The following is a 21,379-nucleotide window of genomic DNA, read 5'->3' as shown; positions in this document are numbered from 1 at the left end:
ATCGGCTTGCTATCCTTCCAGACGCACACGGCAGGTTGTCCGAGCGGCCAATGGAAACGGACTGTAAATCCGTCGGGTTATCCCTACGAAGGTTCGAATCCTTCACCTGCCACCCACGTGCACGAAGGCCCCCGGGTTCACTCCCGGGGGCCTTCGTCATGCGATCTCCGACCGTGGTCGCCGGGGAACGAGGGTGCCTCAGTTGGCGACACCACCGCACAGCACGGGCATGGTCGCCTCGAAGGGGACGCCCGACCCGGGCACGAGGGGAGCCTCGCCCGCACCGGCGAGGTCGTAGGTCCCGCTGCCGTTGACGTCGATGCCGTGGACGACGACCTGCACCGTGTCGGCGTTGGCCAGCGCGGACTCGTTGGTGAAGGTGCGGCTGTACTTCAGGTGGCCGTCGGCGTCAGCGGTTGCGAAGTGGGCCAGGTCCAGGGCGTGGCCGGCATCGGTCGGACCGCTCGTGGTCAGGGAGGCGAGGATGCCGCCGTAGAAGGGCGCCCCCTCGGACACGGAGACGTACCCGTCCCCGTCGGCGTCAGCCGCCGGGCCGGGGCAGGCCATGTCCTTGGCGGGACCGTCGACGCCGTGCAGGTGCATGGCGTGGGGCAGGCCCGGGGCCAGGCCCCAGGCCTCGACCTGGACACGGACCTTGCCGTTGGGCAGGGACGTGATCCGGGTGCTGCCCTCGGCCGCGGAGCCGGGCACGCTGGCGGCCTGGACGGCGGTCAGGCCGTAGGAGTACGAGGCGACCTTCGCGGACGGGTTGGTGTCGTGCGCGGCGACGGCCGCACCCGAGGCGGCGAAGGTCGAGGCGGTGACGATGGCGGCCAGGCCGAGCAGACGGAACTTCATGGCGGACTCCCTTGTCGCTGATCCGTGTGCCGGACCGATGACTGTGGTTCGTCGCCGACGGCGAGGACGGATTGGTCAGGTCACACCCGGGCCGGCTCCGCGGTCATGGCCGAGGGTCACTTCAGGCGCTTGCGCGCCTCGCGCCACAGGTCCTGGTAGGCGATCGCCGCAGCCGAGCGCGGCTGCCACTGGACGATCGGAGCACGGTGCACGCCCATCTGCTCCACCGCGCTCGCCGCCGGGATGAAGGTCTTGGCGACATCAGGGCGTGAGCCGGGGAGCTCGTCGACGAGGTCCTTGTGCAGACGCCGGCGGCGGTCGACCATCGACAGGAAGGCGAGCAGCTTCGGCGACTTGCCCTTGGTGTCGCCGATGAACTCGCGCAGCTGGTCCAGGGTGCGCATCGACAGCGGCGAGGGCATGACCGGGGCGAGGACGAGGTCGGCCGCGCGGACGATGCTCTCCGACACGAGGGAGACGCTCGGGGCGCAGTCGAGGATCACGATGTCGTACTTCTTGGACAGGCCGTCGAGGAGCTGGCCCAGCGTGCGGGTCGGCTTCTTCTCGGCATCGAGCAGCAGGTCGAGGTTGCGGTAGGAGAAGTCGGAGGGCAGCACGTCGAGGTTGTCGAAGTCGCTCGACCTGATCGCGTCGGCCATGTCGAGCTTGCCGGCCACGAGCGCCTCGCCGCCCCCCTTCACCTTGGCCTTGACCTTGAAGAGCCAGGTGGCGCCGCCCTGCGGGTCCAGGTCCCACAGCAGGACGCGTCGTCCGTCCGCGGCAGCGAGCCAGGCGAGGTTGGCCGCGGCGGTGGTCTTACCGACCCCACCCTTGATGCTGTACGAGGCGATGATCTTCATGACCGTCATGCTGTCACCCGAGCCGTCGCAGTGCGGCACGATGCAGGCATGGATGTGGTCATCGGTGAGGACGGGCTGGCCCGGCCGGCATGGGCTGACGGGCGCGGTACCCATGGCGACCTGATGCGCGAGTACTACGACACCGAGTGGGGCATGCCGGTGCGCGACGAGCGAGGTCTCTTCGAGCGGCTGAGCCTCGAGGCCTTCCAGTCCGGGCTGTCGTGGGCGACGATCCTGGCCAAGCGGGAGAACTTCCGGGCGGCCTTCGACGGCTTCGACCCCGACCGGGTCGCTGCCTACGGAGCGCGCGACGTCGAGCGGCTCATGGCCGACGCAGGGATCGTGCGCAACCGGGCCAAGGTCGAGGCGACGATCCGCAATGCGGGCGCGACCATCTCCCTTCGTGACGGTGGTGGGCTGGCGGACCTCGTCTGGTCCTTCCGTCCCGAGCGCACGCCCATGCCACGGGCCGTCGCCGAGGTGCCCACGACCTCGGACGAGTCGAAGGCATTGGCCCGCGAGCTCAAGCGGCGCGGGTTCGCCTTCGTCGGACCGACGACCGCCTTCGCGCTCATGGAGGCGGTCGGCATCGTCGACGCCCACCTGCTCGACAGCCACCGCCGCGGCTCGTCGGGTCTGTGGCGGGCGGACGGGACCCCGGTGGAGGATGGCCCACGTGAGTGAGACCTTCGACCGCGCCCGCTACCCGCACTGGGTGACCGTCCCGACGCGCTGGAGCGACAACGACCAGTTCGGCCACGTCAACAACGCCGTGCACTACTCGGTGATGGACACGACGATCAACAACTGGCTCAAGGCGCACGACTTCGACGTCGCGCAGGGTGGTGACACGATCAACCTCATCCCGGAGACCGGCTGCCGCTACCTCGCCGAGATCAGTTACCCGGACGCCTTCGAGGTCGGCCTGCGGGCCCTGTCGGTCGGCCGGTCGAGCGTGCGCTGGGAGTGCGCGCTCGTGCGGCAGGGCGACGGAGCGCTCGTCGCGCTCGCGACCTCGGCACACGTCTTCGTCGATGCCGTCACCCGGCGCCCCACTGCGGTGCCGGACGCCCTCAGACCATCTCTGGAGGAACTCGTCGCCGACGATTAAGGCGTCGTTCATCCGGACGTCGCCGGGGTGGGCGGGCGCGCTGCCTAGGTTCCGGGCATGCACACCCCTGTCACGCGCCCCCGCCGCGCTGCCCTCACCCTCGCCCTGTCCGCCGCCCTCGTCGCCCCGCTCGGTGCCGGGCTGGCCGCCGCCGCTCCCACGGGCGACGTCACGCTGAGCCCGCTCGGCACCTACGCCGCCGGCGCCTTCGACGAGGGCGCCGCCGAGATCGTCGCCCACGACCCGGGCACCCAGCGCGCCTTCGTCGTCAACGCCCTCGCCGGGACCGTCGACGTGCTCGACATCTCCGACCCGAGCGCGCCGACCAAGGTCGACACCCTCGAGACCCCCGGCGCCAACAGCGTCGCCGTGGCCAAGGGCGTCGTCGCCGTCGCGCAGCAGGCCGACGACAAGCAGCAGCCGGGCTCCGTCTCCTTCTTCGACGCCCGCACCCTCGAGGCGACCCGCACGGTCACCGCGGGTGCGCTGCCCGACATGGTCGCCCTGAGCGACAACGGCCGGTACGCCGTCGTGGCCAACGAGGGGGAGCCGGAGGGCTACGAGGAGGGCCAGGTCGACCCCGAGGGCAGCGTCTCGGTCATCGACGTGAAGAAGGGCACCGTGCGCACCGCGGACTTCACCGCGTGGAACGGCAAGGCCGACGAGCTGCGCGCCGACGGCGTGCGGATCTTCGGCCCCGGTGCCACCGTCGCGCAGGACCTCGAGCCCGAGTACGTGACGATCAGCGGCAACGGCCGCACCGCCTGGGTCACCCTGCAGGAGAACAACGCGATCGCCACCGTCGACCTGGCCAGCGCCACGGTCACCGACATCGACGCCCTGGGCACCAAGGACCACTCCGTGGCGGGCTTCGGGCTGGACGCGTCCAACAAGGACGACGCCGTCAACATCGCCACCTGGCCGGTCAAGGGCGTGTACATGCCCGACGGTGTCCAGTCGTTCCGCGCCGGCGGCAGCGAGTACCTCATCACGGCCAACGAAGGTGACGCCCGTGAGTACGACGGCTTCGAGGAGGAGCTCGAGGTCGGCGACGTCGAGCTCGACCCCGAGGTCTTCCCCAACGCCCAGGAACTGCAGGAGAACGAGAACCTCGGCAAGCTGAAGATCACCTCCACCTCGCCCAAGGGCGAGAACGGCTACACCGAGCTGCACTCCTTCGGCGGGCGCTCGGTCACCATCCGGGACGCCGCCACGGGTGAGCTCGTGTGGGACTCCGGCGACTCCTTCGAGCAGATCGTCGCCGAGCAGGCGCCCGAGCTGTTCAACGCCGACAACGCCGAGAACGGCGCCGACGACCGCAGCGACAACAAGGGCCCGGAGCCCGAGGGGGTCGAGATCGGTCGGGTCGACGGACGCACTCTCGCCTTCGTCGGCCTCGAGCGCACGAGCGGCATCATCACGATCGACGTGACCGACCCGCACGCGCCCACGATCGTCGACTACACCCACAACCGGGTCGTCGACGGTGACCCGGAGGCCGGCACGGCCGGCGACCTGGGTCCGGAGGGCCTGCACTTCGTGTCCAAGGGTGACTCGCCGACCGGCTCCCCGCTGCTCATCGTGGGCAACGAGGTCTCCGGCACGGCGACGATCTGGCAGGTCGGCACGCACTGAGTGACCCGCACCGACGGGTGATCGGGGGCCGGGCCGCGGGCGGTTCGGCCCCCGATTTCATGTCCACGGCATCTGCCGTGTAATCTCTCCCGAGGTTGTCCACCGGATCGCTTCGGTCCGGAGGGTTCCCGCCCCCTTAGCTCAGTCGGCAGAGCGTTTCCATGGTAAGGAAGAGGTCGTCGGTTCGATTCCGACAGGGGGCTCTCGTTCGACCGACGCCTGGCGTGGGTCGTCCGTCACGGCGGGGTAGCTCAGCTGGTTAGAGCGCACGACTCATAATCGTGAGGTCGCGGGATCGAGTCCCGCTCCCGCTACGCAGTCCCGCGGAGTGCCGCCGATTTCCGGTCGAGGCATCCCGTGGACTATTCTTGTGCGTCGCTGTGTTGTGCCCACTGGGCTGCAGCACCACACGCACCTCCCGCCCAGCGCAGACCGGCGCAGGCGAGTACCACCCGAAGTGTCTGAGAGCAGGTTCTTACCGTGGCATCCAAGAGCGCCGACGTCCGCCCCAAGATCACCCTGGCGTGCACGGAGTGCAAGGAGCGGAACTACATCACCAAGAAGAACCGCCGCAACACCCCGGACCGCATCGAGCTGTCGAAGTTCTGCAACCGGTGCCGTGCGCACACCCCGCACCGCGAGACCCGCTGAGTCTCCAGTACCCCAGCACCGCCACGACGCGGCCGCCGAGCATCTGCTCGGCGGCCGCGTCGTCGTCGCGCCTGCCTACACTGGCCCCATGGCCGTGAACGAGGACTTCCAGGGGCGCAGCTACGACCCCACCCCTCCCTTCGACGTCGGGCGTGAGCACATCCGCGACTTCGCCGCCGCGGTGGGTGCCACCGACCCGATCCACCACGACGTCGAGGCCGCCCGTGCGGCCGGCTACGCCGACCTGGTGGCCCCGCCCACCTTTGCGGTGATCCCCGGCCAGCGCACCGACGCCCAGTTCGTCGCGGACCCGCAGGCCGGTGTCGACTACACGCGCGTCGTCCACGGCGAGCAGCGCTTCGTCCACCACCGCCCGATCGTGGCCGGCGACGAGCTGCGTGGCGTGCTGCACATCGATGCGATCCGTGCGGCCGGCGGCCACCAGATGGTGACCATGCGCAGCGAGATCATCGACGCCCAGGACCAGCCGGTCGCGACGAGTCTGTCGACGATCGTCGTGCGAGGAGGGGAGTGAGCATGAGCGAGCAGACCGTGCGTCAGTTTTCACAGGTGAGCGAAGGGGAGACCCTCCCCGAGCGCTCCATCCCCGTCACCCGGGCCCACCTCGTGCACTACGCGGGCGCCTCCGGCGACCGCAACGTCATCCACTGGGACGAGCGCACCGCGCAGGCCGTCGGGCTGCCCGATGTCATCGCCCACGGCATGCTGACCATGGGCGCCGCGGTCCAGGTCGTCACCGACTGGGTCGGCGACGCCGGCCGGGTGATCGACTACGGCACCCGCTTCACCAAGCCGGTCGTCGTCCCGCACGACGGGGGCGCGGTGCTCGATGTCGCGGGCAAGGTCACCACGATCGACCCCGAGAGCAAGCAGGCGACCGTCGAGCTGACCGTGACCTGCGGTGGCGACAAGGTCCTCGGGCGCTGCCGCGCCGTCGTCCAGCTCGATTGATGGCGGCGGTCTCCCACGGTGCCCCGCTGGCACCGCTCACCACCATGCGCGTCGGCGGTCCTGCCGACACCCTCGTGACCGCCGTGACCGCCGACGAGGTCGTGGACGCCGTGCGTGCCGCGGACTCGGCGGGGACCCCCCTTCTCGTCCTGTCGGGCGGCTCCAACCTCGTCATCGCGGACGAGGGCTTCCGCGGGACCGTCGTGCGGATCGCGACGAAGGGGGTGCGCGTCGAGTCCCAGGACGACGAGCGCGTCGTCGTCACGGTCGCGGCCGGCGAGGTGTGGGACGAGGTCGTCGCGCGCGCCGTCGCCAGCGGGTGGTCGGGCATCGAGGCCCTGTCCGGGATCCCCGGGCTCACCGGGGCGACCCCGGTGCAAAATGTCGGCGCCTACGGGCAGGAGGTCGCGCAGACCATCACCCGGGTGCTCGCCTGGGACCGTCAGGAGCACCGGCAGGTCACCTTCGACAACGCGCAGTGCGAGTTCACCTATCGGCACTCGCTCTTCAAGCAGTCAGGGCGCCACGTCGTCCTCGAGGTGACCTTCGAGTTGGGGCGTGGTGGGCTCTCCGCGCCCGTGGCCTACGCGGACCTGGCCCGCCAGCTGGGCGTCGAGCAGGGGGAGCGGGTCCCTCTCGCCGCGGCCCGTGAGGCCGTGCTCGTCCAGCGCGGCAACCGCGGCATGGTCCTCGACGAGGGCGACCACGACACGTGGAGCTGTGGCTCCTTCTTCACCAACCCGATCCTCCCGACCACACAGATGGATGCCCTCGTGGAGCGCGCCGCCCAGCGGCTGGGGCCCGACGGGCCGGTCCCGCCGATCTTCCCCGCGGGCGATGGCAGGTCCAAGACGAGTGCCGCCTGGCTCATCGACAAAGCGGGCTTCGGCAAGGGGCACCGGATGCCCGGGCCGGCTGCGTTGTCGACCAAGCACACGCTCGCGGTGACCAACCGTGGCAGCGCCACGGCCGCCGACGTCGCCGCGCTCGCCCGCGAGGTGCGCGACGGGGTGCGTGAGGCCTTTGGCGTCGCGCTCGTCAACGAGCCCGTCTTCGTCGGTCACGAGCTCTAGCGGTCGGGCGACACGACGACGAGGGCCCACGATCGGCATGATCGTGGGCCCTCGTCGTGCGTGGTGCAGTCGGTCAGCGGACCGCCGCGTAGGCGTCGACGATGCCGTCCCCGTAGTAGGAGTTCTCCTGCGGGGTGCCGACGCACTCGGCGCCGCGGGTGGTCGTCGAGCACGGGGTGTCCGTGGCCTGCGCGCGCAGCTCGCTGATCATCCTGTCCGGGCTCCACGTCGGGTGGGCGGACTTCATCAGTGCCAGCACACCGGCGACGTGCGGCGACGCCATCGAGGTGCCGCTCTTGGTCCCGTAGCCGTTGTCGCGGACGATGGTCGACAGGATCGAGCTGCCGGGTGCCGCCACGTCGATCGAGCCGAGGCCGCGGTTGGAGAAGGACGACAGCTTGCCCGCACGGTCGATCGACGAGACGGTCACGACGCCGTCCAGCTCGGTCGGGATGTCCTTGCACGAGCTGTTGATGACCCGGTCGGTGGGCACCTCCGCGTCGTTGGGGCTCGAGGCGTTGGTCGTCTTGTCCGACAGGTCGTAGGCACTGTTGCCCGCGGCCGCCGCGTGGACGGTGCCCTGGGCAGTCGACCACTCGACGGCGCGACGCACGGCCTCCAGGGCGGGAGCCTGCTCCGGCTGGTCACCGCACCAGAACTCGAAGGGGTCGACGTAGTAGCTGTTGTTGGTGACGTCCATGCCCTTGAGGCCGGCCTCCATGAATCCGCAGACCGCGTACTCGGGGTAGATGAACCCGTCGTCGTTGACCACCTTGACCGAGGCCATCTTGGCCCCGGGTGCGATCCCGACGATGCCGACGCCGTTGCGCTCGGCCCCGATCGTGCCAGCGACGTGGGTGCCGTGGTCACTCGTCGTCGGGGCCCACGCGTCCTGGCCGGTGACCGGTCGACCGGCGTCGGTGCAGCCGACCGACTTGGCCCGGTCGATCTGGTTGACCAGGTCCGGGTGGTCGGGGTCGATGCCGGAGTCGAGGACGCCGACGGTGACGTCGGGGGAGCCGGTCGTGATCGTGTGCGCCTGCGGCACGTTGATCATCTGCATGTCCCACTGGTCGCCCTCGCGCGGGTCGGTCGTGGTGGCGGCCGTGCCCTCGGAGATGTCGCGCTTCTTGGTGGCCGGCCGCAGCTGGCCCTTGCCCGGGCCCCACGGGGCCTGCACGCCGTCGGGGGTGCCCTCGCTGACCGCGACGGAGCGGGTCGGTCCGACGGACTCGATGGCGTTGTTGGCCTTGGCGGCCACGGCGGTGCGGAAGTCGGCCATCGTCGAGTGGGCGACGACGACGCCGATCTGCGGCCAGGACTGCACCACGACGCCGCCGGTGGCGGTCACCGCCTGCTCGGCCTTGCGGACCTGACCGGGGTTGGCGGTCTTGGTGTTGATGACATAGCTCGACACCTGGCCGTCCGGGGTCGAGATGGGGACGGGCGTCGAGGTCGGCTCGTCCTGGGTGGCGCCGGTGGCGGACTGGGCGCCGATCACGCCGAGCCCGAGGATCGCGGCGGTGGCTGCGAGACGGACCGTGCGTGGGCCCATGCGGGTGGTCATGTGCACTCCTTTGTGCCTGGGTGAGGGTGACGCGGCGGCAGGTGATCCGCGCGCGTTGGCCCGATGCTGGCAGAAGGATCGCCGACGTGCAGGGTGAACGCCCGACGATCTGCGGTCTTGCCGCTGATGTGCCGGACGGGGCGGTCAGGCAGGTGCCGAGAGCCAGGCGTCGATGTCCGCGAGAGCCGTGTCGACCACCTCTCGTGGCGCCCGGCTGGCCCGGAAGGAGCCGCGGGCGAGCTCGGCGATCTCGGCGTCGTCGAGCCCGTGGACCGTGCGCGCCGTCTCGTACTGGTCGAGCAGCCGCGAGGCGAAGAGAAGCGGGTCGTCCGCGCCGAGGGCGATGGTCGCGCCCGCCTCGACGAGGGTGCGCAGGGGGACGTCGGGGTCCTCGCGGTAGACGCCGAGGGAGACATTGGACCCAGGGCATACCTCGAGGGCCACGCCGGCCTCGACGATCGCGCCCAGGACGCGCGGGTCCTCGACGCTGCGGACACCGTGGCCGAGCCGGTCGGGCCGCAGTGCCTCGAGGGTCTCGGCGACCGAGTCGGGGCCGAGGAGCTCACCGGAGTGGGGGACGAGCGCGAGTCCCGCCCGCTCGGCGATGCGGAAGGCCGGCGCGAAGTCCGGGGTGTCCCCCCTTCGCTCGTCGTTGGACAGCCCGAAGCCCACGACGCCCTCCGGGCCGCGGCCCGCGTACCGCGCGGCGAGCCGGGCGAGCGTTCGGGCCTCGAGCGGGTGGCGGATGCGGCTGGCGGCCATGAGGACCCCGACCCGCGCGGAGCCGGTCTCGTCGGCCGTCGCGTTCACCGAGCGCGCCTCGTCCAGCACGATCTCCATCGCGGGGGTGATCCCTCCGACGAAGGGGGCGTACGACGTCGGGTCGACCTGGATCTCCAGCCACCGTGACCCCTCGGCGCCGTCGTCGAGCGCTGCCTCGCGCACGATGCGCCGCATGTCCGCCTCGCCGCGCACGCAGTGCCGAGCCGCGTCGTAGAGGCGCTGGAAGCGGAACCAGCCGCGCTCGTCGGCGGCCGACAGCCGTGGGGGGTAGCTGCCGCGAAGGGAGTCCGGCAGGCGCATCCCGTGGCCGAGCGCCATGTCCCGCACGGTCTCGACCCGCATCGAGCCGGTGAAGTGCAGGTGCAGGTGGGCCTTGGGCAGCGCCCTCAGGTCACGGCCCGAGGTGCTCAGGCGTCGTCCTCGACATCGGCGCCGCCGTTGCCGTCGTTGCTGATGACGTGAACGGCGGCCTCCTCGGCAGACGCGGCGCCACCGTCGACGCCGACGTCACGGCCCCAGGCCTGGTCGTCGCGGTCCTCGTGACTGCCCTCGTCGGGGCTCACGAGCCGGCCCGCCCGGGCGTCGCCGACCTCGCTGTCGCCGATCCAGTCGTCCTCGGCAGCGATGGAGTCGGGGTCGTCGCCGCCGACCCGGTCGGAGCCACGGCGGCCCGGGTCCTCGTCGGCGGCCGCGAGGTCCGGCTGCTCCTGCTTGAGGCGCTCGTCGATCGTCTCGTTGACCCGCTGCTCCTGCGCGGTCACGCCGTGCGCGTAGGAGCCACGGGCGGAGTCCGGCGGCGAGTACCCCGCGTCGAGCGCGTCCTCGCCGCCCGTGCCGTCGCCCATGAGGCTGTCTTCGGGCTGCAGCTGGTCCTCGTCGTCGAGGCTGTAGCTGGTCAGGTCGGTGTCGAGGTTCTCCGGCTCGGACATGGTCACTCCTTGGTGGGGGTTCCGCCCAGCTTCTCGGCCGCGGCGATCAGGACGCACGTGGCGACCGTCTCCATGGCCTCGGTGAGCTCGGACATCGGCGGCATGGTCGGCGCCAGTCGGATGTTGGTGTCCTGCGGGTCGTCGCCGTGCGGGAAGGAGGCGCCGGCCGGCGTCAGGGAGAGTCCGGCCTCCTTGGCCAGCGCGACGACGCGCGAGGCGGTGCCCGGCAGGACGTCGAGGTTGACGAAGTAGCCCCCGGTCGGTCGGTTCCACGTCGCAATGCCGAGGCCGCCCAGCTGCTCGGTGAGCACCCGGTCCACCTCGGCGAACTTGGGGGCGATGATCTCGGCGTGCCGGCGCATGTGGGCGCGCACACCCTCGGCATCGCCGAAGAACTCCACGTGGCGCAGCTGGTTGACCTTGTCCGGGCCGATCGAGCCCTTGCCGAGGTGCTGCAGGTACCAGGCGACCTGCTCGACGGAGGAGGCCAGGAAGGCGACGCCCGCGCCGGCCCAGGTGATCTTGGAGGTGGAGGCGAACATGATCGCGCGGTGCGGGTGCCCGGCACCGGAGGCGAGGCTGATGACGTCCGCGCTCTTGGCCTCGTCCTCGGTGAGGTGGTGGACCGCGTAGGCGTTGTCCCAGAAGATCTTGAAGTCGGGGGCCGCGGTCTCCATCGCGGCCAGCCGGCTGGCGATCTCCTGGGTGACGACGGAGCCGGTCGGGTTGGCGTAGGTCGGGACGATCCACATGCCCTTGATCGACGGGTCCGACGCGGCGAGACGGGCGACCTCGTCGGCATCGGGGCCCTCGTCGGTCATGGGGACGGTGACCATCTCGATGCCGAGGTCCTCGAGGAGCCCGAAGTGGCGGTCGTAGCCGGGTACCGGGCAGATGAAGGTGACCTTGTCCTCCTTCGCCCACGGGCGGGGGGAGTCGATCGCGCCGAAGAGGAGCAGGTCGACGAGGACGTCACGCATCATCGTCAGCGAGGAGTTGCCGCCCGCGACGATCTGCTCGGGCTCGACCCAGAGCAGCTCGGCGAAGATCTCGCGCAGCTCGGTCAGGCCGGACAGGCCGCCGTAGTTGCGCACGTCGGTGCCGGCCCGGTCCTTGGTCGCGGAGGGGAGGGAGAGCATCGCGTCGGCGAGGTCGAGCTGGGCAGCGCTGGGCTTGCCCCGCGTGACGTCGAGCTTGGTGCCCTTGGCGGCCTGGGCCGCGTGGGCCTCTCGTTGGGTGGACGCGAGGGCGTCGAGCTCCTCGGCGCTGAGGTCGGACAGGGGGCGAGCGGCGTTCGTCGAAGTCACGGGCACAGTCTTCCACCTTCGGCTGGTTCGCGGTGTGCGCCCTTCGTGACGTAGAGTGGCTCCTCGGTTGACTTCGACCAGACTCTCCGTCATGCCCGCATGTGGGAGACGAAGGGGGAAGACGACCCGGGAAGCCGCCCCAACAGGGCTTCCCGAAGGGCAGTGGCTCAATTGGTAGAGCACCGGTCTCCAAAACCGGCGGTTGGGGGTTCGAGTCCCTCCTGCCCTGCGTTGCACGACACCCGTTGCGCAGCCAGGTGATCCCGGATGAGAAGAGACGACGTGAGCCAGCTCGGAGCGCAGCCGACCAACGCGCGGCGCGGACCGAAGAGCGGCAACCCGATCTCTCGCTTCTTCGGGTCGATCGGCCTCTTCCTGGCCCAGGTGCTCGACGAGCTCCGCAAGGTCGTCCGACCGACGCGGTCCGAGCTGATCAACTACACGCTCGTCGTCATCGTCTTCGTGGCCGTGATGATGCTCATCGTCGCCGGCCTGGACGCCGTCTTCACCCGTGGCGTGCTCTGGGTGTTCGGCGGCTGACGCCGCCGTACCAACCGCAGTCCGGGCGCGCACCTGCGCCGCCGTAGTAGTCGAAGTGAGGAACCAGGTCATGTCCGAGCAGGCCCAGACCCCCGAGCCCCAGGAAAATGAGGGCACCTCGAGCGTCGTCGCCGCCGAGCAGGCCGAGCACGCCGCGCAGCCGCCGGCTGACCTCCCTTCTGCCCAGGAGGCCGACGACGCCCGCGCCGCCGACGAGGCACTCGCGGAGGCGGCCGCCGAGCAGGCCGCTGCCGAGGACGCCTCCGAGGTCGACGCTGACGCGCAGGCCGACACTGACGACACGGACGACACGGACGAGGACGGCGACGTCCTGCCCGAGGACTCCGAGGACCCGGTCAAGGCGTTCAAGGACGACCTGGCGAGCAAGTTCGGCGACTGGTACGTCATCCACACCTACGCGGGCTACGAGAACCGCGTGAAGCACAACCTCGAGACCCGTGTCGCCAACCTCGACATGGAGGAGTACATCTTCGAGGTGGCTGTCACCATCGACGAGGTCACCGAGATCAAGGCCGGCCAGAAGAAGGTGCGCAAGCAGCCGCGCATGCCCGGTTACGTCCTCGTGCGCATGGACCTGACCGACGAGTCCTGGGGCGCCGTGCGCCACACGCCCGGTGTTACCGGCTTCGTCGGCAACGCCCACGACCCGGTGCCGCTGAGCCTCGACGAGGTCTTCACGATGATCAAGCCGACCGACCTCGAGAAGCCCGCCGCTGCCGCCACCGGTGGTGGCGCGCCCGCGCAGGCTGGTTCGTCCAGTGCGATGGACGTCGACTTCGAGATCGGTGAGTCGGTCACGGTCATGGACGGCCCCTTCGAGACGATGCCCGCCTCGATCTCCGAGATCATCCCGGAGAGCCAGAAGCTGAAGGTCCTCGTCTCCATCTTCGGCCGGGAGACCCCGGTCGAGCTCGGCTTCCACCAGGTCGCCAAGATCTGATCCCTCGGGGCTCACGGTCGCTGCGCGACCTGCGCCCCGAGCCCCCCGAACTCCCCGCATGGTCGGGTTGGTCACAACTTAAGAGCACCAACCACGAAGGCTTCGCCTTCGTGATGCAACCGGGTCATCGCCCACGGCGTCGGCCCACCAACAGGAAGTAGGAACACCGCATGCCCCCCAAGAGCAAGAAGGTCTCCGGCTACATCAAGCTCCAGATCCAGGCAGGCGCCGCCACCCCGGCCCCGCCCGTCGGCCCGGCCCTCGGCCAGCACGGCGTCAACATCATGGAGTTCGTCAAGGCGTACAACGACGCCACGGCGGACATGCGCGGCAATGTCGTGCCGGTCGAGATCACGGTCTACGAGGACCGCTCGTTCACCTTCATCACCAAGACCCCGCCGGCCTCCGAGCTGATCAAGAAGGCCGCCGGAGTCAAGAAGGCATCGGGCGAGCCGCACAAGGTCAAGGTCGCCTCGCTGACCAAGGACCAGGTCCGCGAGATCGCCGAGACCAAGATGCCTGACCTCAACGCCCACGACATCGACGCCGCGATGAAGATCATCGCCGGCACCGCTCGTCAGATGGGCATCGAGACCCCGGGGATCTGACCCGAAGCACCACCCGTGGGAGGGCCAGCGCTGGTCCGCACCACGACTCCACCACCACCAAGGAGCAGCACATGAAGCGCAGCAAGAGCTACCGCGCCGCGGCAGAGAAGATCGACCAGGACCTGGCCTACGCCCCCCTCGAGGCCATCCGCCTCGCCAAGGACGGCGCCAAGAAGTCCTACGACGAGACCGTCGAGGTCGTCTTCCGTCTCGGCATCGACCCCCGCAAGGCCGACCAGATGGTCCGCGGCACGGTCAACCTGCCCCACGGCACGGGCAAGACCGCCCGCGTCCTCGTCTTCGCCAACGGCGACAAGGCCGACGCCGCCCGTGAGGCCGGCGCCGACTTCGTCGGCTCGGACGACCTGCTCGAGAAGATCCAGGGCGGGTGGATGGACTTCGACGCCGTCGTCGCCACCCCGGACCTCATGGGCAAGGTCGGTCGTCTCGGCAAGGTCCTCGGTCCCCGTGGTCTCATGCCCAACCCCAAGACCGGCACGGTCACGATGGACACGGCCAAGGCCGTCACGGACATCAAGGGCGGCAAGATCGAGTTCCGCAACGACAAGCACGCCAACCTGCACTTCATCATCGGCAAGGTGAGCTTCGACGAGACCAAGCTGGTCGAGAACTACCAGAGCGCGCTCGAGGAGATCCTCCGCCTCAAGCCCTCCGCCTCCAAGGGTCGCTACATCACCAAGGCCGTGCTGAGCACGACCATGGGCCCGGGCATCCAGCTCGACAGCACCCGCGTGAAGAACCTGCTCGACGAGGCCACCCCGGTCGCCGCCGACCAGGTCACCGGCGCCTGATCTGACGATCACCCAGCACCACGCTGGCTGAGGAGCTTGCGCAGCAAGCATCTCGAGGCCGAGGGGGCTGCTTCCCGCGAAGGGGGGCAGCCCCCTTCGTCGTCCACGATTTGGTCGGCGAGGTGTGGCTGCCGTACGCTGACCAACGACCATTGACCGCCGGTTGTCATCACTGCTCGCAGGGATGACTGAAGGTTCCGCGAGAGCGGGCGACCAGCGCAGGACACTGACACCGACGCTTCCCCTCGTGGAGGCGTCCCGGAGTCCCGTGCCTGCGCGGGGCTCCCTTTTTCGTCTCGGGCCCCGGTGGTACCACACGAGAAGGGAGGCCCGCATGGCGAACGCCGAGAAGGACGCCGCTATTGCCGACATGGCGGACAAGTTCCGCACGTCGACCGCGGCCGTGATCACGGAGTACCGCGGTCTGACCGTGGCGCAGCTCGGAGAGCTGCGGAGCAAGCTCCGTGGCAACGCGACCTACTCCGTGGTGAAGAACACGCTGACCGAGCGCGCTGCCAAGGAGGCGGGCGTCGAGTCCGCCTTCGAGGGCCAGCTCGTCGGACCCAACGCGATCGCCTTCGTCGAGGGCGACCCCGTCGAGGCCGCGAAGGGTCTGCGTGACTTCGCCAAGGACAACCCCCTCCTGGTGATCAAGGGTGGGCTCCTGGACGGGAACCCGCTCACGCCGGAGGACATCGAGAAGCTCGCGAAGCTTGAGTCGCGCGAGGTTCTCCTGGGCAAGCTTGCTGGGGCCATGAAGGCTCAGCTCACCCAGGCCGCTTACCTCTTCAACGCGCCGCTCGCGCAGACGGCTCGCGTCGTCGACGCGCTGCGCGCGAAGGTCGAGGAGCAGGGCCCGGTTTCGACCGACGCCCCGGAGGACGCAGCCGAGGCCGCGCCCGCCACCGAGTCCACCCCCGAGGGTGGCGACGAGGCCTGAGGCAACCCGCCTCGGACCGCAGTACACACACGCCACTCACGGCACAAACGTTTGCGAAAGGACGCCCATCATGGCGAAGCTCAGCACCGACGAGCTCCTTGAGGCCTTCAAGGAAATGACCCTCATCGAGCTCTCCGAGTTCGTGAAGCAGTTCGAGGAGACCTTCGAGGTCACCGCCGCGGCCCCGGTTGCCGTCGCGGGTGCCCCCGCCGCTGGTGGTGGCGAGGCCGCCGCCGAGGAGGAGCAGGACGAGTTCGACGTCATCCTGACCGCCGCTGGCGACAAGAAGATCCAGGTCATCAAGGAGGTCCGCGCGCTCACGAGCCTCGGTCTCAAGGAGGCCAAGGACCTCGTTGACGGCGCCCCCAAGCCCGTCCTCGAGAAGGTCGACAAGGACGCTGCCTCGAAGGCCAAGGAGGCCCTCGAGGGCGCTGGCGCCACCGTCGAGCTCAAGTGATCTTCGCCCGTCTCTGACGGGCACTGATCTGCCGAAGGGCGGGTCGCACCTCACGGTGCGACCCGCCCTTCGTCGTGCGGGCCTCTCACGCGCCCTGAGGAGGCGCGCCAGCGCCGTCTCGAAGGGCCGTCTACAGCAGCGGGCGCCAGGGGGAGAGAATCCCCTCGGAGACGCGAGCGGCGAGCGGGCGCCGCGTCCACTCGTCGAGCGTCAGCTCGGTGCAGTTGCCGGAGTCGAGGTCGAAGATCTCCTCCATGCGTCGGGCGACGTCGGCGTCGAGGATCTCCATGTTGACCTCGTAGTTGCCGGCCAGGCTCAGCCGGTCGATGTTGGCGGTGCCGATCGTCGACCAGATGCCGTCGATCGTGGCGGTCTTGGCGTGCACCATGGCGTTCTCGAAGCGCAGCAGCCGCACGCCTCCCTGCAGCAGGCGCTCGTAGGTCACCCGGCTGAGCCAGTCGGCGACGATGTGGTTGCTGAAGTGGGGGACGATCAGCCGGACGTCGACCCCGCGCTGCGCGGCCTGCACGAGGCTGCGGACGAAGGCGTCGTCGGGGATGAGGTAGGCGGTCGTGAGCCAGACGCGGGTGTCGGCGCGGTCGATCGCCTCGAGGTACATGTTGCGGATCGGGTAGACCATGTCGGCGGGCAGGTTGCGGTGCACCCGCATCTCGCGGCTCCAGGTGCGCCGGGCCGGCTGGGGGAGCGCGGGCCGGCCGCCGTAGTGGTTCCAGTAGTCGACGAAGGCATTCTCCAGCTCGACGACCATGTCGCCGCTGTAGCGCGCATGGGTGTCCCGCCAGCGGTTGGCGTAGTCCTGGCCGATGTTGTAGCCGCCGAGGTAGGCGGCCGTGCGGTCGACGACGAGCAGCTTGCGGTGGTTGCGGCCCCAGTGGCTCGGGAAGAGGAACTTCGCGCCACCGGTCACGAGGGGGTGGCGCCTGACGTGGATGCCCGTCGGGAGGCCCTTGTAGAAGTCCTTGGGCACGACGAGGTTGGCGAAGGTGTCGAAGACGATGTAGACGTCGACACCGCGCTCGTGGGCGTCGACCAGCGCCTGGCGGAAGCGTCGCCCCACGGCGTCGCCCTTCCAGATGTAGGTCTCGAAGTAGATGCGATCGGTCGCCGCCTCGATGTCGGCGAGCATGTCCTCGAAGAGGTGCTCGCCGAAGGTGTAGATGCGCACCTCGCCACCGTCGACCGGCACGGGCTCGCCGAGACGGTGGGGGAACTCCCGGTCGGGGCGGTCCTTGCGTCGCACGCTGTCGAAGACGAGCAGCCCTGCGACAGTGGCCAGCTGGGTGGTCAGCGCACCGGCGGCGGTCCGACGCACCATGCGACGGACGTCGCGGCGGCGACGACGGCGACGGACGGCACGGATCTCCATGGACACACCCTAGGACGAGACGAAGGGAGGTCCACAGGGCCGGATGAGGTTGCGACCCGCCGAGTGGGGGCCTTGACGTCGTCCGTCTCGTGATCCATTCTCATGGCGTCGATTGATCCGGCACCGTCACCACCCGTGACGAGGGGCCGTTGACCACCGTCGCGCCGTCGGCCCGACCGGGTTGGACACTTGTGTGTTTCTGGGACTATGCTGTCGCTTTGCGCTGCCTTAGTCCTGCCGTGACTCCGTCTGATCGCTCGAATCCCCTCAGTGCCGAGGTGTGTTGAGTGCCCGTCGGAGTGCGACCGGGAGCCCCGCAGCGCCGCCCGACCCTCAAGGCCCGTGGAAGGATCCATCCTTGGCTGCCTCGCGCACCGCTTCCCCGATGTCCACCGCACGGACGGCTTCTGGCCGTCTGTCCTTCGCGAAGATCCGCGAGCCTCTGGAGGTCCCCGACCTCCTGGCCTTGCAGACCGAGAGCTTTGACTGGCTCCTCGGAAACGAGAAGTGGCAGGAGCGCGTAGCCGCTGCTCTGGATGCCGGTCGACGTGACGTCCCCGAGCGTCCTGGACTGGAGGAGATCTTCGAGGAGATCTCCCCCATCGAGGACTTCTCCGGCTCGATGAGCCTCTCCTTCAGGGAGAGCCGCTTCGAAGAGCCCAAGTACTCCGTCGACGAGTGCAAGGAGCGGGACCAGACCTACTCCGCGCCCCTCTTCGTCACGGCCGAGTTCATGAACGCCGAGACCGGCGAGATCAAGAGCCAGACGGTCTTCATGGGCGACTTCCCGCTCATGACCGAGCGCGGCACCTTCATCATCAACGGCACCGAGCGCGTCGTCGTCTCGCAGCTCGTCCGCAGCCCGGGCGTCTACTTCGAGCGCAGCGCCGACAAGACGTCCGACAAGGACATCTACTCGACCAAGGTCATCCCGAGCCGCGGTGCGTGGCTCGAGTTCGAGGTCGACAAGCGCGACCTCGTCGGCGTGCGCGTCGACCGCAAGCGCAAGCAGTCGGTCACCGTCCTGCTCAAGGCGCTGGGCATGACAACCGCCGAGATCCTCGAGGAGTTCGGCGAGTACGACTCGATGCGCGCCACCCTCGAGAAGGACACGGTCGAGGACCAGGACGCCGCGCTGCTCGACATCTACCGCAAGCTGCGCCCCGGCGAGCCGCCGACGCGTGAGGCCGCGCAGAACCTGCTCGACAACCTCTACTTCAACCCCAAGCGCTACGACCTGGCCAAGGTCGGTCGCTACAAGGTCAACCGCAAGCTGGGCCTCGAGGCCGACCTCAGCTCCTCCGTGCTCACGCTCGAGGACATCGTCGCGACCCTCAAGTACCTGGTCGCGCTGCACGCCGACCAGCGCACCCTGCCGGGTGTGCGTGACGGCGAGCCCTTCGAGGTGCCGGTCGAGACCGACGACATCGACCACTTCGGCAACCGCCGGGTGCGCAGTGTCGGCGAGCTCATCCAGAACCAGGTGCGCACCGGGCTCTCCCGCATGGAGCGGGTCGTCCGCGAGCGGATGACCACCCAGGACGTCGAGGCCATCACGCCGCAGACCCTGATCAACATCCGGCCGGTCGTCGCCTCCATCAAGGAGTTCTTCGGCACCAGCCAGCTGTCGCAGTTCATGGACCAGAACAACCCTCTGTCGGGGCTGACGCACAAGCGTCGCCTCAACGCGCTGGGCCCGGGTGGTATCTCCCGTGACCGCGCCCAGATGGAGGTCCGTGACGTCCACCCGTCGCACTACGGCCGCATGTGCCCGATCGAGACCCCTGAGGGTCCCAACATCGGTCTGATCGGCTCGCTCGCGTCCTACGGGCGGATCAACCCCTTCGGCTTCATCGAGACCCCGTACCGCAAGGTGGTCGACGGTCGCGTCACCGACGACATCGACTACATCTCCGCGGACGAGGAGGACAAGGTCGTGGTCGCCCAGGCCAACGCCGTCCTGCTCGACGACGGCAACTTCGCCGAGGAGCGCGTCCTCGCCCGCACCAAGGGTGGCGAGGTCGACCAGATCCCCGCCGAGGACGTCGACTACATGGACGTCTCGCCGCGCCAGATGGTCTCGGCCGCGACGGCGATGATCCCCTTCCTCGAGCACGACGACGCCAACCGTGCGCTCATGGGCGCCAACATGCAGCGTCAGGCCGTGCCGTTGGTCCAGGCCGAGGCCCCCTACGTGGGCACCGGCATGGAGTACCGCGCCGCGCTCGACTCCGGTGACGTGGTCCGTGCCGAGAAGGCCGGCGTCGTCACCGAGGTCTCTGCCGAGCTCGTCACCGTCACGCAGGACGAGGGCGGCAGCAAGACCTACAAGATGATGAAGTTCACCCGGTCCAACCAGGGCAACAGCTACAACCAGCGCGTCATGGTGTCCGAGGGACAGCGTGTCGAGGCCGGTCAGCTCATCGCCGATGGTCCCGCCACCGACGGTGGCGAGATGGCGCTGGGTCGCAACCTGCTCGTGGCCTTCATGCCGTGGGAGGGCTACAACTACGAGGACGCGATCATCCTCAGCCAGCGTCTGGTGCAGGACGACGTCCTCTCCTCGATCCACATCGAGGAGCACGAGGTCGACGCCCGCGACACCAAGCTCGGCCCGGAGGAGATCACCCGGGACATCCCCAACGTCTCCGAGGAGGTCCTCGCGGACCTCGACGAGCGCGGGATCATCCGCATCGGCGCCGAGGTCCGCGACGGCGACCTTCTCGTCGGCAAGGTCACGCCCAAGGGCGAGACCGAGCTGACCCCGGAGGAGCGCCTGCTGCGCGCCATCTTCGGTGAGAAGGCCCGCGAGGTCCGCGACACGTCGATGAAGGTGCCCCACGGCGAGACCGGGACCGTCATCGCGGTCAAGGTCTTCGACAAGGACGAGGGCGATGAGCTGCCCCCGGGCGTCAACCAGCTCGTCCGCGTCTACGTGGCCAACAAGCGCAAGATCACCGACGGTGACAAGCTTGCCGGCCGCCACGGCAACAAGGGCGTCATCTCCAAGATCCTCCCGGTCGAGGACATGCCCTTCATGGAGGACGGCACGCCGGTCGACGTCATCCTCAACCCGCTCGGTGTCCCCGGTCGAATGAACATCGGCCAGATCATGGAGCTGCACTTGGGTTGGGCAGCCAGCCGCGGGTGGAAGATCGACGGCAACCCTGACTGGGCGGCGATGATCCCGCAGGACGCGCGTGAGGCTCCGGCCGACACTCGTGTCGCCAGCCCCGTCTTCGACGGTGCCGACGAGCACGAGATCGCGGGTCTGCTGGACTCGACGACGCCCACGCGTGACGGTGTCCGCCTGATCGACCGCTCCGGCAAGGCCAACCTCTTCGACGGCCGCACCGGTGACCCGTACCCGGCCCCGGTGTCCGTCGGCTACATGTACATCCTGAAGCTGCACCACCTCGTGGACGACAAGATCCACGCGCGCAGCACCGGGCCGTACTCGATGATCACCCAGCAGCCGCTCGGTGGTAAGGCCCAGTTCGGTGGTCAGCGCTTCGGCGAGATGGAGGTGTGGGCCCTCGAGGCCTACGGCGCCTCCTACGCGCTCCAGGAGCTCCTGACGATCAAGTCCGACGACGTGACCGGTCGCGTCAAGGTCTACGAGGCCATCGTCAAGGGCGAGAACATCCCGGAGCCCGGCATCCCTGAGTCCTTCAAGGTGCTCATCAAGGAGATGCAGTCCCTCTGCCTCAACGTGGAGGTCCTCAACTCCGAGGGCGGCACCATCGAGATGCGCGACAGCGAGGACGATGTCTTCCGCGCGGCGGAAGAGCTCGGCATCGACCTGTCCCGGCGCGAGCCGAGCAGCGTCGAGGAGGTCTAACGGTCCGGGGGGCTCGCGGGCACTGCCCCGCGAGCCCCCGGTCCGCTCCTCCCCACGGTCCGTGTGCTGGCGCATCGCCGCCGCACG

Annotated in this window: 21 protein-coding genes and 4 tRNA genes; 18 read left to right on the top strand and 7 right to left on the bottom strand. The window is 69.4% G+C overall.

What is annotated here, in order from left to right; genetic code table 11:
- Positions 1-29: 29 nt before the first annotated feature.
- Positions 30-112 (top strand) — tRNA-Tyr (locus tag EXU32_RS12285).
- An 86-nt stretch (positions 113-198) separates the two neighbouring features.
- On the opposite strand, the gene EXU32_RS12280 is transcribed toward EXU32_RS12285, so the two are convergent.
- Both EXU32_RS12280 and EXU32_RS12275 read right to left on the bottom strand, forming a co-directional pair.
- A complete protein-coding gene (locus EXU32_RS12280; RefSeq protein ID WP_130630161.1) occupies positions 199-858 on the bottom strand; it encodes a hypothetical protein in 660 nt (219 codons plus the stop codon).
- 116 nt (positions 859-974) lie between these two features.
- On the bottom strand, positions 975-1,727 hold the full coding sequence (locus tag EXU32_RS12275; protein WP_207233788.1) for a ParA family protein: 753 nt from the start codon (positions 1,725-1,727) through the stop codon (positions 975-977).
- Positions 1,728-1,766: 39 nt separating this feature from the next.
- On the opposite strand from EXU32_RS12275, the gene EXU32_RS12270 reads away from it, so the two are divergent.
- The 9 genes from EXU32_RS12270 to EXU32_RS12230 all read left to right on the top strand — a co-directional run bounded on the left by EXU32_RS12270 (position 1,767) and on the right by EXU32_RS12230 (position 7,160).
- The gene (locus EXU32_RS12270; RefSeq protein WP_130630160.1) at positions 1,767-2,402 is read left to right on the top strand and encodes a DNA-3-methyladenine glycosylase I; all 636 of its coding nucleotides are present in this window, start codon (positions 1,767-1,769) and stop codon (positions 2,400-2,402) included.
- Positions 2,395-2,829, top strand: coding sequence for an acyl-CoA thioesterase (locus tag EXU32_RS12265; protein WP_207233787.1), 435 nt, complete (start codon positions 2,395-2,397; stop codon positions 2,827-2,829). The genes EXU32_RS12270 and EXU32_RS12265 overlap by 8 nt, the downstream gene beginning before the upstream one ends.
- A gap of 57 nt (positions 2,830-2,886) precedes the next feature.
- Positions 2,887-4,464, top strand: a complete 1,578-nt coding sequence (locus tag EXU32_RS12260) for a choice-of-anchor I family protein (RefSeq protein ID WP_130630158.1) — start codon at positions 2,887-2,889, stop codon at positions 4,462-4,464.
- A 130-nt stretch (positions 4,465-4,594) separates the two neighbouring features.
- Positions 4,595-4,667 (top strand) — tRNA-Thr (locus EXU32_RS12255).
- Between the two features lie 37 nt (positions 4,668-4,704).
- Positions 4,705-4,778, top strand: a tRNA-Met gene (locus EXU32_RS12250).
- Positions 4,779-4,944: 166 nt separating this feature from the next.
- Positions 4,945-5,115: a 50S ribosomal protein L33 gene (rpmG, locus tag EXU32_RS12245; protein WP_130630157.1), complete on the top strand. Its 171-nt coding sequence runs from the start codon at positions 4,945-4,947 to the stop codon at positions 5,113-5,115.
- An 88-nt stretch (positions 5,116-5,203) separates the two neighbouring features.
- A complete protein-coding gene (locus EXU32_RS12240; protein ID WP_130630156.1) occupies positions 5,204-5,650 on the top strand; it encodes an FAS1-like dehydratase domain-containing protein in 447 nt (148 codons plus the stop codon).
- Between the two features lie 2 nt (positions 5,651-5,652).
- Positions 5,653-6,087 (top strand): MaoC/PaaZ C-terminal domain-containing protein, encoded by a 435-nt coding sequence (locus EXU32_RS12235; RefSeq protein WP_130630155.1) that lies wholly within the window; start codon positions 5,653-5,655, stop codon positions 6,085-6,087.
- Positions 6,087-7,160, top strand: a complete 1,074-nt coding sequence (locus EXU32_RS12230) for a UDP-N-acetylmuramate dehydrogenase (RefSeq protein ID WP_130630154.1) — start codon at positions 6,087-6,089, stop codon at positions 7,158-7,160. Before EXU32_RS12235 ends, EXU32_RS12230 begins: the two co-directional genes overlap by 1 nt.
- A 73-nt stretch (positions 7,161-7,233) precedes the next feature.
- Here the strand turns inward: EXU32_RS12230 and EXU32_RS12225 are convergent, their stop codons facing one another.
- From EXU32_RS12225 to EXU32_RS12210, 4 genes are all read right to left on the bottom strand, one after another.
- On the bottom strand, positions 7,234-8,727 hold the full coding sequence (locus EXU32_RS12225; RefSeq protein WP_242612777.1) for a S8 family peptidase: 1,494 nt from the start codon (positions 8,725-8,727) through the stop codon (positions 7,234-7,236).
- Positions 8,728-8,871: 144 nt separating this feature from the next.
- Positions 8,872-9,900 carry an adenosine deaminase gene (locus EXU32_RS12220; RefSeq protein ID WP_130630153.1) on the bottom strand — a complete coding sequence of 343 codons (1,029 nt, stop codon included), beginning with the start codon at positions 9,898-9,900 and terminating at the stop codon, positions 8,872-8,874.
- 17 nt (positions 9,901-9,917) lie between these two features.
- Positions 9,918-10,439, bottom strand: a complete 522-nt coding sequence (locus tag EXU32_RS12215; RefSeq protein ID WP_130630152.1) for a DUF5709 domain-containing protein — start codon at positions 10,437-10,439, stop codon at positions 9,918-9,920.
- Positions 10,440-10,441: 2 nt separating this feature from the next.
- The gene (locus EXU32_RS12210; protein ID WP_165399665.1) at positions 10,442-11,746 is read right to left on the bottom strand and encodes an aminotransferase class I/II-fold pyridoxal phosphate-dependent enzyme; all 1,305 of its coding nucleotides are present in this window, start codon (positions 11,744-11,746) and stop codon (positions 10,442-10,444) included.
- Between the two features lie 156 nt (positions 11,747-11,902).
- Here EXU32_RS12210 and EXU32_RS12205 point away from each other — a divergent pair.
- The 7 genes from EXU32_RS12205 to rplL all read left to right on the top strand — a co-directional run bounded on the left by EXU32_RS12205 (position 11,903) and on the right by rplL (position 16,064).
- A tRNA-Trp gene (locus tag EXU32_RS12205) sits at positions 11,903-11,975 on the top strand.
- Between the two features lie 38 nt (positions 11,976-12,013).
- Positions 12,014-12,286: a preprotein translocase subunit SecE gene (gene secE / locus EXU32_RS12200; RefSeq protein ID WP_165399664.1), complete on the top strand. Its 273-nt coding sequence runs from the start codon at positions 12,014-12,016 to the stop codon at positions 12,284-12,286.
- A gap of 70 nt (positions 12,287-12,356) precedes the next feature.
- Entirely contained in the window at positions 12,357-13,247 is an 891-nt protein-coding gene (nusG, locus tag EXU32_RS12195; RefSeq protein WP_130630149.1) for a transcription termination/antitermination protein NusG, read from the top strand.
- Positions 13,248-13,417: 170 nt separating this feature from the next.
- A complete protein-coding gene (rplK, locus tag EXU32_RS12190) occupies positions 13,418-13,855 on the top strand; it encodes a 50S ribosomal protein L11 (protein ID WP_130630148.1) in 438 nt (145 codons plus the stop codon).
- A gap of 71 nt (positions 13,856-13,926) precedes the next feature.
- Positions 13,927-14,667 (top strand): 50S ribosomal protein L1, encoded by a 741-nt coding sequence (gene rplA / locus EXU32_RS12185; protein ID WP_130630147.1) that lies wholly within the window; start codon positions 13,927-13,929, stop codon positions 14,665-14,667.
- A 334-nt stretch (positions 14,668-15,001) separates the two neighbouring features.
- Positions 15,002-15,607, top strand: coding sequence for a 50S ribosomal protein L10 (rplJ, locus tag EXU32_RS12180; protein WP_130630146.1), 606 nt, complete (start codon positions 15,002-15,004; stop codon positions 15,605-15,607).
- A gap of 70 nt (positions 15,608-15,677) precedes the next feature.
- Complete coding sequence (gene rplL, locus EXU32_RS12175) at positions 15,678-16,064, top strand: 50S ribosomal protein L7/L12 (protein WP_130630145.1); 387 nt, start codon at positions 15,678-15,680, stop codon at positions 16,062-16,064.
- A gap of 130 nt (positions 16,065-16,194) precedes the next feature.
- Here the strand turns inward: rplL and EXU32_RS12170 are convergent, their stop codons facing one another.
- Positions 16,195-17,451, bottom strand: a complete 1,257-nt coding sequence (locus EXU32_RS12170) for a phospholipase D-like domain-containing protein (protein WP_130630144.1) — start codon at positions 17,449-17,451, stop codon at positions 16,195-16,197.
- 358 nt (positions 17,452-17,809) lie between these two features.
- Here EXU32_RS12170 and rpoB point away from each other — a divergent pair, with 358 nt between their 5' ends.
- Entirely contained in the window at positions 17,810-21,292 is a 3,483-nt protein-coding gene (gene rpoB / locus EXU32_RS12165) for a DNA-directed RNA polymerase subunit beta (protein WP_130630143.1), read from the top strand.
- Positions 21,293-21,379 lie beyond the last annotated feature (87 nt).

This window comes from Janibacter limosus, assembly GCF_004295485.1.
Lineage (GTDB): Bacteria > Actinomycetota > Actinomycetes > Actinomycetales > Dermatophilaceae > Janibacter > Janibacter limosus_A.
This window is presented reverse-complemented; position numbering and strand designations above follow the sequence as displayed.